The organism is Salmonella sp. FC25216, from assembly GCF_057751355.1.
The window spans coordinates 161368-174102 of the sequence record NZ_JBDGON010000004.1 but is presented as its reverse complement, the minus strand read 5'-3'; the positions used below and the strand labels follow the sequence as shown (position 1 = coordinate 174102).

The window sequence follows — 12735 nt, the reverse complement described above, 5'->3', positions numbered from 1 at the left end:
CGTGCTGGATACGTGTGGATTTAAAGGAAGGAGTCAGTATACCCGCTGGATGCGAGATATACAGTATGAAACAGGTTTGTTTAGCGAAAATTGCCGGATTTCGCGGCATCACACCTCACCAGACGCGGCTTTTACCGCATAGAAAGATGTAAAAACTGCCCATCTGCATCAAAAGAGCAGACAAAACTCTCTTTACGGAAGGTATTACCACGCATCTCATAGCTTCCCTGAAACTGTTCGAAGCCGGTAACAGCAATTTTCTGTGCGCCAGTGTTGTAACGCTGCGCCGCCTGAGCTTTACACAATGCTTCCATATCCAGCGTGCGTGTTGGGCTCACTTTACTCTGCTGGGCTTTCTGCATCGGTGGCTGCGTCGCTGTGCATCCCACCAGCGCGATGGCTATCATCACAGGACAAAAATACTTCATTGTCATTTTTATTACCGTCTGGTTTGCTGGTCAGTCTTATTATTAAGGTTTGTGGGTAACAGACGCATTGTGCGAATCTCCTTACGCCATCACAAGATGTAGCGTAAAAAGTCGGATTTTTCCAGTGAGCCACCACGCTGGAACCCTATTGAAACAGAAGCTGAGGAACTAATGCAGCCTAAAATTAACTGGATTGATAACTTGCGAGGGATCGCCTGTTTAATGGTAGTGATGATCCATACCACAACGTGGTATATCACCAACGCCCGCAGCGTCAGCCCGCTAAACTGGGATATTGCGAATGTCCTGAATTCGGCTTCTCGTGTTAGCGTTCCCCTGTTTTTTATGATTTCAGGCTATCTTTTTTTTGGCGAGCGCAGCGCGCAACCGCGGCATTTCTTACGTATCGCCCTCTGCCTTATCTTTTACAGCGTTGTCGCCCTGACTTACATTTCACTTTTTACTTCGATCAACGTCGAGCTTTCGCTAAAAAATGTGCTGCAAAAACCCGTGTTTTACCACCTGTGGTTTTTCTTTGCGATTGCGGTGATCTACCTGGTATCACCATTAATCCAGGTAAAAAATGTGAGCGGCAAAATGCTCCTGACGCTGATGGTGGTCATTGGCATTATTGCTAACCCAAATACTGTGCCGCAAAAAATCGGCGGCGTTGAATGGTTGCCCATCAACCTGTATATCAGCGGTGACACGTTCTACTACATTCTCTACGGTATGCTGGGCCGCGCCATTGGAATGATGGAGACGCAAAAGCGATCGCTGACGCTTATCTGCGCCGCCCTGTTCATCATCGCGGTAGTTATTATTTCTCGCGGCACATTGCATGAATTACGCTGGCGCGGAAATTTTGCCGATACCTGGTATCTGTATTGCGGTCCCATGGTGTTTATTTGCGCCGTCTCACTGTTCACGGTAGTTAAAAATAAGCTGAATGCGCGGACGTTACCTGGACTGGGGCTTATCTCCCGCCACTCGTTGGGTATTTATGGTTTTCACGCGCTGATTATCCATGCGCTACGCACCAATGGTCTGGAATTAAAACGTTGGCCACCGTTAGATATCGTGTGGGTTTTTGCCGCGACGGTGACAGGAAGCCTGCTGCTTTCCATGCTGCTACAGCGTATTGATAAACGGAAATGGGTTAGCTAAACGACAATGATGGCTCCGGCCATCATTCATCATCACTGTAGGAAGCGTAAAGATCGGTTCCATATATACTGACCACCAGTGCCGCCAGACAAAATATTTTCAGCGCGCCCGCCAGTTCCAGATTCAATACGCCAACCGCGACCATGCCGATGCCAAGCAACAGTAAATATTTGCAACGAGAAAGCAGGCGGTCATTCCCCGTGTGTTCCTGGCGAATTAAGACTGGAAAACCGCACATGACCATTGCCGCAAAAAAATATCCCTTTTCGCTTAATGTATGACAGGCTGGCCACAGTCCCACCAGGTATACCACTGCACCGACGACTAACATTCCCAGACCGAATACCCGTTTTCTACGCGTAACGTGATCGTCCATATCACTCTCCTTGTGGATGAGTGAAACACATTAAGCGAAGAAATAGCGATGAAAAAGGCGCCGGCTCAGCAATAATATAAAAATCAGAAAACACACATACTTACTTCGATATAATTCAATAGAATCAATATTTACGAAAAATGCCTTTCAGCCAAAACCGAAAGGCATTCTGACTTATGACATCAACGGCAACAGTTGCTGATAGAGTCGACGGAAGGTTTCACGGCGTTGTTGATAAACCGCATAACGCTGTGCATCAGGATAGTGCGCCTGCTCCAGCGGCAACTGCGGCAGTACATCGGCGAGCGGGGTCTGTTTATTCACCGCAATTTGCGCCAGACGCGCCGCGCCCAGCGCTGGCCCGACATCGCCGCCAGTACGATAATCAAGCTGTAGCCCGCTAATATCAGATAGCATCTGACGCCAGTATTCGCTGCGCGCCCCGCCGCCGATAAGCGTCACGCCGGCGGGTTTGACGCCGCAGGCGTGAACCACATCCATGCCGTCCGCCAGAGCATATCCCACGCCTTCCAGTACCGCCCGCGCCAGTTCCGCCGGGCCATGCTGATGGGTTAAACCAAAGAAAACGCCTTTTGCCTGCGGATTATTGTGCGGCGTGCGCTCGCCGGACAGGTACGGCAAAAACCAGACAGGATCGGTATGCTCATCCGCCTGCTGTGCGGCGACAATCAGCGCCGGGACGTTCTCCTGCCCGGTGAGTTTAGCCGCCCAGTCCAGACAAGAAGCGGCGCTCAACATCACAGACATTAAATGCCAGCGTTCCGGCAGCGCATGGCAAAAACTGTGTACTGCGCTTTCCGGTTTACTCAGAAAGCCGTCGCTGACGGCAAAATAGACGCCCGATGTTCCGAGTGAGAGCATCGCCTGTCCGGCATTGATCATTCCTACGCCGACCGCGCCAGCCGCATTGTCGCCGCCGCCCGCCACCACGGGTACTGTTGGCATTCCCCATGCGCTGGCTACCTCTGGCAGCAACGTTCCGGTAATTTCACTACCTTCAAATAACGCTGGCATCTGCTGTCGGGTTAAATGACAGGCGTTGAGCATAACGTCGCTCCAGTCACGTTTTTTCACGTCCAGCCACATCGTTCCCGCCGCATCCGACATATCGCTGGCAAAGACGCCCGTCATTCGCAGCCGCAGAAAATCTTTCGGCAGCAGAACCTTGTCTATCTGGCGGAAAATATCCGGTTCGTGACGCTGCACCCAGACTAATTTGGGCGCGGTAAAACCGGGCATCATCAGATTACCGGTTATCGCACGCGACTGCGGGGCCTGTTTTTCCAGCCAGGCACACTCTTCGCTACAGCGCCCGTCATTCCATAAAATCGCTGGTCGCAGAACCTGCTGACGGCTATCAAGCAATGTCGCGCCATGCATTTGTCCGGCGATCCCCAATGCCCGGACGCCACTTAACGACTGTTGCCGGCCTAAACCTTTAACCGCGCGATCCGTCGCCTGCCACCACTGCTCTGGTTCCTGTTCCGACCATAAGGGATGCGGACGCGATACGGTCAGTGTTTCAGTATGCGTAGCCAGCACATCGCCCTGCTCATTCAACAGGATAGCCTTTACACCCGATGTACCAAGATCGATCCCGATATACATATTGTGGATTCCTTTACTGAAAGCGCCCGGCAGCGCTACGCTTACCGGGCTAACCACGACTACAGGCCGGGCCAACGCGGAGTCGCCCGGTAGCTATAGTTATTTATCAAACAGATAACGGTTAACCAGATTTTCTAACAGCTCCTGATGACCGCTTTGATGTACCGGCGCCAGATTGTGCTGCTCCGCATACTGCGCCAGTTCGCCTAAGGAGAATTGCCCTTTCAGAATCTGCTGCCCCAGCTCGCCATTCCAGCCGGCATAGCGCTTCGCCACGCGCTTATCCAGCTCGCCGTCTTCGACCATACGCGCGGCGATTTTCAGCGACAGCGCCATCGTATCCATCGCGCCGATATGGCCGTAGAACAGATCGTATTTATCGGTGCTCTGGCGACGGACTTTGGCGTCGAAGTTGAGACCACCCGTCGTGAAGCCGCCCGCTTTCAGGATTTCGTACATCACCAGCGCGTTCTCTTCAACGCTAATCGGGAACTGATCGGTATCCCAGCCCAGTTGCGCATCGCCGCGGTTGGCGTCAACGGAGCCAAAAATACCCAGCGCGATAGCGGTCGCGATCTCATGGTGGAAAGAGTGGCCCGCCAGCGTCGCGTGGTTCGCTTCAATATTCACTTTGATCTCTTTTTCCAGACCGAACTGTTTGAGGAAGCCATAGACCGTTGCAACGTCATAATCATACTGATGTTTTGTCGGTTCCTGCGGTTTCGGTTCAATCAGCAGCGTGCCCTGGAAACCCATTTTATGTTTGTGCTCGACCACCATTTGCATAAAGCGGCCAATTTGTTCGCGTTCCTGGCGCAGATCGGTATTCAGCAACGTTTCATAACCTTCGCGTCCGCCCCACAGTACGTAATTTTCGCCGCCCAGTTTGTGCGTGGCGTTCATTGCCGTAACCACTTGCGTCGCTGCCCAGCTAAAGACCTCCGGGTCCGGGTTAGTGGCGGCGCCTGCGCCATAGCGCGGGTTGGTAAAGCAGTTCGCCGTTCCCCACAGCAGTTTTACGCCGCTCTGCTCCTGTTTCGCCGCCAGCACATCCACCATCTGCGCGAAGTTGTTTTTATACTCTTTCAACGACGCGCCTTCCGGCGACACATCCACATCATGGAAGCAATAAAAAGGCACATTCAGTTTGTGGAAAAATTCAAACGCCACGTCCGCTTTGCGTTTCGCCAGCTCCAGCGCTTCGCCCGGTTGCTGCCACGGACGATTAAACGCGCCTACGCCAAACATATCCGCGCCGTTCCAGCAGAAGGTATGCCAGTAACAGGCCGCGAAACGCAGGTGATCTTCCATACGTTTGCCTAAAACCAGCTCATCGGGATTGTAATGACGAAATGCCAGCGGGTTAGTCGATTGAGGGCCTTCATAGCGAACACGATCGAGTTGGTCAAAATAAGCCTGCATAGTGAGCTCCATAATCAGATAATACGGCAAGTAAACGACATAACGTCATACTGGAATTTCCTGATTTATTGCTCAATTACGTTATTTCACACCGCTATTAAGAGAATACCCAAATGTGCTCTGGCTCTCAAAAAAATGCTGAAAACCGCAGAAGAAAAAAGCGATCGCGATCGAATCCTGGCAAATAAACAAAAAACCGTAATACATAGATAAGAAATGACAATTGTCATCCGCCGTTTGCTGTGATGAATTTCGCATAACGCTTCAGGCGCAAAATAATTTGCCATCATTCGCCAGGCCGTTATGTCAGCCGTTTTGATAGTATCCACAAGTCCAGGTCCACTTTTGCAGGATATATCCTCATGTTTGATAAACGTCACCGCATCACTCTGTTATTTAACGCGAATAAAGCCTACGACCGTCAGGTAGTGGAGGGTGTGGGTGAATATTTACAAGCCTCGCAATCCAAATGGGATATATTTATTGAGGAAGATTTCCGTGCCCGTATCGATAACATTAAAGAGTGGTTAGGCGACGGCGTTATTGCCGATTACGATGATGACGATATCGCGCAATTATTGGCCGATGTCGACGTACCGATTGTCGGGGTCGGCGGTTCTTACCATCTTGCTGAAAATTATCCCGCCGTTCATTACATCGCCACGGATAACCATGCGCTCGTTGAAAGCGCTTTCCTGCATTTAAAAGAAAAAGGCGTCAACCGCTTCGCGTTTTACGGTTTGCCCGCCTCCAGCCGCAAACATTGGGCGGCGGAACGGGAATACGCCTTTCGCCAACTGGTCGCCGAGGAAAAATACCGCGGCGTAGTCTATCAGGGGCTGGAAACCGCGCCGGAAAACTGGCAGCACGCGCAAAATCGCCTCGCCGACTGGCTTCAAACGCTGCCGCCGCAAACCGGCATCATTGCCGTGACGGATGCCCGCGCCCGCCACGTATTGCAGGTCTGCGAACACCTGCATATTCCGGTGCCGGAAAAACTTTGCGTTATCGGTATTGATAACGAAGAGTTAACCCGTTATCTGTCACGCGTCGCGCTTTCCTCCGTCGCGCAGGGGGCGCGGCAAATGGGCTATCAGGCGGCGAAACTGCTGCACCGTTTGCTGGCGCGTGAAGAGATGCCTTTACAGCGTATTCTGGTGCCGCCGGTGCGCGTCATTGCGCGCCGCTCGACAGACTACCGCTCCCTGACCGATCCGGCGGTTATCCAGGCGATGCACTTTATTCGTAACCATGCCTGTAAGGGCATTAAAGTCGAGCAGGTGCTGGACGCGGTTGGGATTTCACGTTCAAACCTGGAAAAACGTTTTAAGGAAGAGGTTGGCGAGACGATACATGCAGTGATCCACGCCGAAAAGCTGGAAAAAGCGCGTAGTTTGTTGGTTTCCACCACGTTGGCGATAAACGAAATTTCGCAAATGTGCGGCTACCCCTCGCTGCAATATTTCTATTCGGTGTTTAAAAAGGAGTACGATACCACGCCTAAGGAGTATCGCGACCAGCATAGTGAAGTGTTGTTGTAGTTTATCCAGCCTACAGACGCCTTGTAAGCCGGATAGCGTAGCGCCATCCGGCACACAGAATTACATATGTGCGGCGATCAGGCGCTGGTTGTCCTGGTACATCGCGAACAAGTAGTTGTTATAGCGCGACCCCTGGGTAGAGTAGCCCTTCAGCTTATGAATCATCGCCGTGGCGGTGACTTCCTGATCCGCCTTACGCAGTTGAGCGCGCGACTTGCGGAAAGAAGAATAAGCCGGATGCGTGTTCAGGTTGGTGACATACGCGCTCACCGACTCCTTAACCGACGCGAATTGCGAATAACCTTTCACCTTACCCGGCGCATTGGTACAACGCCCTTTCGTGCACTTCATGCCGAACAGGTTATTGTTGCTACGCGCCAGTTTAGAGGTTCCCCAGCCGCTTTCCGCCGCCGCCATCGTCGCCACCATGCTGGTTGGAATAATGTCGACGCGCTCCAGCAACGTATTCCACGGGATACGACGCGTGTTGCCGGACCAGCTCACTTTATAGCGCTTCGCGATATCTTTCATACGCGCGCGTTCAGACGGCGACCAGCGGTTCTGGTACTGTTTTGAGATCAGCCAGTTACGGTCCGCGGTAATCGCGGCATTTTGGCTGGTGATGTAAGGCATAACGGTCCGGAGAAACGCTTTTTTTCTGGGGGTTCCGGAAGGGTATTTTCGCAAATCAGGAAGTGAACTGCTCTTTGCACTATTGCGAGAATACTCTTGTTTACTGCTAGCCTGTTTATAACTTGTCTCGGTTATGTGGGACTTTTGACTCGTTTGCGTTGCGTGCGTCTTTGCCAGCACCTCACCCGAAAATGCGATGGTGAGTAACATAAGAATCATTGCCCCATATCGTCGCATGGGAGTCAATATCATTAGGTCTCCTGGTCGGATTGATACATTCCAACACCTTTTATTTTTCACGAAGTTAAGGTACGAACCCCAAATTCTAGCAAAAATAGGCTTAAAAAGCACCTCAGGGAATAGTCTTAATCCGAAACTATGTCACGCCTTAACGATAACAGACAGCAATAATGCCAGTAAAATGTGGTGCTTATCGCAAATAGACGCGTTTTTTTGCGCCTCGTCGCTCACCCTCGCGCCTCCTCCTGCGCGACTCTCTGTTTGGGAGGAGTTTATTCGCCTAAAAACCAGGCAAACTGATGAATATTGCCCATAAAGGATAGCGTGATGAAACTTGCCGCCTTCGCTCTGGCGCTGATACCCGGTATCGCGATCGCCTCCTCATGGAGCTCGCCAGGCTTTCCGACGTTCTCGGCGCAGGAAACCGGACGCTTTACCAGCCATGCTGCGTTAACAAAAGGTACGCGTGCGTTAACGCTCCATATTGATCAGCAGTGCTGGCAGCCCGTCGGCGCCATAAAACTCAACCAGATGTTGTCGTTAAAACCCTGCGAAGGCGCGCCGCCGCAATGGCGTCTGTTTAAAGATGGCGACTATACACTAACGGTAGATACCCGCTCCGGTATGCCGACTCTGTTGTTATCGATAAAAACTGAACCTGAACGCACAGCGCAGCTCGCCTACCAGTGTCCCGTCTGGGATGATTCGCCGCTCACGCTGGATGTTAGCCAAACCTTTCCAGAAGGAACGGTAGTGCGCGATTATTACAGTGGTCAAACCGATACCGTCCAAAACGGGCAAATCACGCTGCAACCTGCCGACAGCCACGGGCTTTTATTGCTGGAACGCGCGGAAACCCATGCGTCAGCGCCTTTTAACTGGCGCAACGCCACCATTTATTTTGTGCTTACGGATCGCTTTCGCAATGGCGATCCAACCAATGACCACAGCTATGGTCGCCATAAGGATGGTATGCAAGAGATTGGCACTTTCCACGGCGGCGATTTACGCGGGTTGACGAGTCAACTGGACTATCTACAGCAATTAGGCGTGAACGCCTTGTGGATAAGCTCTCCGTTTGAACAGATCCACGGCTGGGTCGGCGGCGGAACAAAAGGCGATTTTCCTCATTACGCTTATCACGGCTATTACACTCAGGACTGGACGACGCTGGATGCCAATATGGGCAGCGAAGCCGATCTCCGTGCGCTGGTCGACGGCGCGCACCAGCGCGGCATCCGTATTTTATTTGACGTAGTAATGAATCATGCCGGTTACGCCACGCTGGCGGATATGCAGGAGTATCAGTTCGGCGCGCTCTATTTATCCGGCGCGGAACGGCAAAAAATTTTCGGCGATCGTTGGACAAACTGGCGACCCGCCGCCGGACAAAGCTGGCACAGCTTTAACGACTACATCAACTTCAGCGACAGCGCCGCCTGGGAAAAATGGTGGGGGAAAAAGTGGATTCGTACCGATATTGGCGACTACGACAGTCCGGGATTTGACGATTTAACCCTGTCGCTGGCCTTCCTGCCGGATATAAAAACGGAATCTACCACGCCTTCCGGCGTACCCGCGTTCTATGCCAACAAACCCGATACTAAAGCAAAGTTCATTGAGGGCTATACGCCACGGGATTATCTGACTCACTGGTTAAGCCAGTGGGTGCATGATTACGGCATTGACGGGTTCCGGATCGATACCGCCAAACATGTTGAGCTTCCTGCCTGGCAACAGCTAAAAACCCAGACCAGCGCGGCGTTACGTGAATGGAAGCAGGCTAATCCGGATAAGGCACTGGATGATAGCCCGTTCTGGATGACTGGCGAAGCGTGGGGCCACGGCGTCATGAAAAGTGATTATTATCGCTATGGTTTCGACGCGATGATCAATTTTGATTATCAGGAGCAGGCGGCGAAAGCGGTCGATTGCCTGGCGGAAATGGGGCCAGTCTGGCAGCAAATGGCGGATAAAATGCAGGATTTCAACGTATTAAGTTACCTCTCCTCGCATGATACGCGCCTTTTCCGTGAGGGCGGTGATAAAGCGGCGGAACTGCTGCTGCTTTCGCCGGGCGCGGTGCAGATCTTTTACGGCGATGAATCCGCTCGTCCCTTCGGCCCCACCGGCTCCGACCCGCTGCAAGGCACCCGTTCAGATATGAACTGGCAGGACGTGAGCGGAAAGTCAGCCACAGCCGTCGCGCACTGGCAGCGTATTAGCCAGTTCCGCGCCAGACACCCCGCCATCGGCGCAGGCCAACAAACCACGCTGACGCTAAAACACGGATACGGTTTTGTACGCCAGTACGGCGACGATACTGTGATGGTCGTCTGGGCGGGCCGCCGCTAATCGTGACGCTACCGGTCCCTTCGCGTACCGGTAGCTCCTTCAAAATAAAAAACTAACCTGGTAAAAATCTGTAGCATAAAACATCAAAACCACCGCCTCCCTCCCATTTGCGCCCCGCCATTTGTAGCGTTATGGTTATCCACTTTGACAGACAGTTCGATAGATCACCCGTTATGACATTTTCACTTTTCGGCGATAAATTTACCCGCCATTCAGGCATTACCCGCCTGATGGAGGATCTCAACGACGGTTTACGCACGCCAGGCGCCATCATGCTTGGCGGCGGTAACCCGGCGCACATCCCTGCAATGCAGGATTATTTCCAGACGCTACTGGCAGAGATGGTAGAAAGCGGCAAAGCCGCTGATGCGCTTTGTAATTATGACGGTCCCCAGGGAAAAACGGCGCTACTGACTGCACTGGCCGCACTGCTACGTGAAGCGCTGGGATGGGATATCGAACCACAGAATATTGCGCTGACAAATGGCAGTCAGAGCGCGTTTTTCTACTTGTTTAATCTCTTCGCTGGACGCCGCGCCGACGGCAGTACGAAAAAGGTACTATTCCCGCTTGCGCCGGAATACATCGGCTATGCGGATTCCGGTCTGGAAGACGATCTCTTCGTTTCGGCGCGCCCGAATATTGAACTGCTGCCGGAAGGCCAGTTTAAGTATCACGTCGATTTTGAGCATCTGCACATCGGCGAAGAAACGGGGATGATTTGCGTCTCGCGTCCGACCAACCCGACCGGTAACGTTATCACCGACGAAGAGCTGATGAAGCTGGACAGACTGGCGAATCAGCACAACATCCCACTGGTGATTGATAACGCTTACGGCGTACCGTTTCCGGGCATTATCTTTAGCGAGGCGCGCCCGCTGTGGAACCCAAATATTATCCTATGCATGAGCCTCTCGAAGCTGGGGCTGCCCGGCTCCCGCTGCGGGATTATCATCGCCAATGATAAGACGATTACCGCCATTGCCAACATGAACGGCATTATCAGCCTTGCGCCCGGCGGCATGGGTCCGGCGATGATGTGCGAAATGATTAAGCGTAACGATCTGCTACGGCTGTCGGAAACGGTTATCAAACCTTTCTACTATCAGCGCGTTCAACAGACGATCGCGATCATTCGTCGCTATTTATCCGAAGAACGCTGCCTGATTCATAAACCGGAAGGCGCAATATTTTTGTGGCTGTGGTTTAAAGATCTGCCGATTACCACCGAGCTGCTCTATCAGCGCTTGAAAGCGCGCGGCGTGCTGATGGTGCCGGGCCACTATTTCTTTCCCGGGCTGGATAAACCCTGGCCACACACACACCAGTGTATGCGGATGAACTACGTGCCTGAACCGGACAAAATCGAGGCGGGCGTAAAAATTCTGGCAGAAGAGATAGAACGCGCCTGGCGTGAAGGCTGACGGCTATTCCGGCCATCATGCAGGCCGGAACGACGTTCAGAAAGGTTGAGAATAGAGGCGCTGGCGCTGCACGTGTGTTGCGTCAACGCACTGTAAGGCCTGGGTCGGGCAGGCTTCCACGCACGCCGGTCCCGCTTCCCGATGCCAGCAAAGATCGCATTTAATCGCCTGTGCGCCTGACGCGGACGCCACCACGGTCATCGCGCCAAACGGGCAAGCCAGCATACAGCTTTTACAACCAATGCAGCGCGATGGCGTCACGAAGATATGTCCCCGATCGCGGCGAATTGCCTGTACCGGACAGACATTCGCGCACGGCGCGTCCTCACACTGATGGCAGACCGTGGCCGTGGTGAAGCTATCCTCTTTTATCACCCGGATACGCGGCACAAAGTCCGCCGTCGTCACCGCCGCGCTATTCTGCTGTTCCTGATGAGACACCACGCAGGCGACCTCGCAGGTACGACACCCGATACACGCCGACGCATCCGCCATAATAAACCGGTTCATTGTTCTCCCCCTGCGTTAAAACGTCAGAATGCCAGAGGGCAATTCCCCGCCGCTTTGATCCCACTACGCAAACGGACAAATTTTGTCAGATGCCTGATAAAACCTGGCGAGCTGTCTTATTCGCGAACGGTAAATCCCAGCTCATTAGAGATAGCCTGTGCGGTTTCACGCAACGGTTTGAGCAGATTTTTCTCGCCGATCTGTTTTAGCCGTGACGTCGATAGCGAAATAGAAATGGCGTAAGGCACTCGATGGTGAATATCAAACACTGGCACGGCAATACAGGAGACGCCCAGTTCATTTTCTTCGCGGTCCATCGCCATGCTGGTTTCACGAATTTGCGCCAGCTCATCGTACATCGCTGGTAAACCGGTAATGGTGTTGCGAGTCAGCGGCTGGATCTGATCTTTATGGCTTTCCCAGTAAGACGCCACATAATCCGGCTGACCAAACGCCATATAAATTTTCCCCATCGCCGAACAGTAGAGCGGCATATGCTGGCCAATATAGGCGCGGGTACGCAGCATACCGGTGGTCGGCTCCAGTTTATAAATCAAAATCGCATGATCGTCTTCACGGCTGGAAAAGTTAATGGTCTCGCCGGTCGCGATATTTAGCGCTTCCAGATGCGGCGCGGCAACATGGATGATGTTCAGAGATGACAGCGCCTTCTGCCCGACAGCGATAAATTTGGTGGTCAAACGGTAGCTTCCGGCGGCGGGCGCAGGCGTGACGTATCCGCATGACTGTAGCCCCTGCAATAACCGATGGACGGTGCTTTTGTTTAGTCCCGCCAGTTCCGAGAGATGCGCCAGTGGACACCCGTTCGGGTAGTTACTGAGGATCTCAATCAGCATTAATCCTCGAAACAGGCTTTGACTTCCGGCTGGTCTCTCTTTGTCGTGCGTCATTTCGCTTTCTTTTTTGGTCATTGCTCCCGCTCCCCCTTGCTGTCGGGATCTGATGGTAACGCAAAGTGTGTTTCAGTTCACGATCTGCACTGAAAAAAT

11 protein-coding genes are annotated in these 12735 nt (G+C 52.7%); 4 read left to right on the top strand and 7 right to left on the bottom strand.

Annotated features, from left to right (window positions below; genetic code table 11):
* Positions 1-131 precede the first annotated feature (131 nt).
* Positions 132-434 (bottom strand): YsaB family lipoprotein, encoded by a 303-nt coding sequence (locus AC3G3F_RS10030; protein WP_000178127.1) that lies wholly within the window; start codon positions 432-434, stop codon positions 132-134.
* 165 nt (positions 435-599) lie between these two features.
* Between AC3G3F_RS10030 and AC3G3F_RS10025 the strand changes: the two genes are divergently transcribed.
* Positions 600-1595, top strand: coding sequence for an acyltransferase (locus tag AC3G3F_RS10025; RefSeq protein ID WP_488394918.1), 996 nt, complete (start codon positions 600-602; stop codon positions 1593-1595).
* A gap of 22 nt (positions 1596-1617) precedes the next feature.
* Here the strand turns inward: AC3G3F_RS10025 and AC3G3F_RS10020 are convergent, their stop codons facing one another.
* The 3 genes from AC3G3F_RS10020 to xylA form a co-directional block, all read right to left on the bottom strand.
* Positions 1618-1971: a YiaA/YiaB family protein gene (locus AC3G3F_RS10020; protein ID WP_023247342.1), complete on the bottom strand. Its 354-nt coding sequence runs from the start codon at positions 1969-1971 to the stop codon at positions 1618-1620.
* A gap of 174 nt (positions 1972-2145) precedes the next feature.
* On the bottom strand, positions 2146-3600 hold the full coding sequence (gene xylB, locus AC3G3F_RS10015; RefSeq protein WP_023247341.1) for a xylulokinase: 1455 nt from the start codon (positions 3598-3600) through the stop codon (positions 2146-2148).
* Positions 3601-3699: 99 nt separating this feature from the next.
* Complete coding sequence (gene xylA, locus AC3G3F_RS10010; RefSeq protein WP_046093843.1) at positions 3700-5022, bottom strand: xylose isomerase; 1323 nt, start codon at positions 5020-5022, stop codon at positions 3700-3702.
* A gap of 362 nt (positions 5023-5384) precedes the next feature.
* On the opposite strand from xylA, the gene xylR reads away from it, so the two are divergent.
* Entirely contained in the window at positions 5385-6563 is a 1179-nt protein-coding gene (gene xylR, locus AC3G3F_RS10005; RefSeq protein WP_023183765.1) for a D-xylose utilization transcriptional activator XylR, read from the top strand.
* Between the two features lie 60 nt (positions 6564-6623).
* Here xylR and AC3G3F_RS10000 read toward each other — a convergent pair whose 3' ends face one another.
* The gene (locus tag AC3G3F_RS10000) at positions 6624-7448 is read right to left on the bottom strand and encodes a protein bax (RefSeq protein ID WP_079796009.1); all 825 of its coding nucleotides are present in this window, start codon (positions 7446-7448) and stop codon (positions 6624-6626) included.
* A 315-nt stretch (positions 7449-7763) separates the two neighbouring features.
* Between AC3G3F_RS10000 and AC3G3F_RS09995 the strand changes: the two genes are divergently transcribed.
* Positions 7764-9791 (top strand): alpha-amylase, encoded by a 2028-nt coding sequence (locus AC3G3F_RS09995; protein ID WP_488394917.1) that lies wholly within the window; start codon positions 7764-7766, stop codon positions 9789-9791.
* 173 nt (positions 9792-9964) lie between these two features.
* On the top strand, positions 9965-11215 hold the full coding sequence (gene avtA, locus AC3G3F_RS09990; protein WP_000144374.1) for a valine--pyruvate transaminase: 1251 nt from the start codon (positions 9965-9967) through the stop codon (positions 11213-11215).
* A gap of 36 nt (positions 11216-11251) precedes the next feature.
* Here avtA and AC3G3F_RS09985 read toward each other — a convergent pair whose 3' ends face one another.
* Both AC3G3F_RS09985 and yiaJ read right to left on the bottom strand, forming a co-directional pair.
* Positions 11252-11725, bottom strand: a complete 474-nt coding sequence (locus AC3G3F_RS09985; RefSeq protein WP_001078816.1) for a 4Fe-4S dicluster domain-containing protein — start codon at positions 11723-11725, stop codon at positions 11252-11254.
* 116 nt (positions 11726-11841) lie between these two features.
* Positions 11842-12657 (bottom strand): IclR family transcriptional regulator YiaJ, encoded by an 816-nt coding sequence (gene yiaJ, locus AC3G3F_RS09980; RefSeq protein WP_023247336.1) that lies wholly within the window; start codon positions 12655-12657, stop codon positions 11842-11844.
* Between the last annotated feature and the right edge of the window lie 78 nt (positions 12658-12735).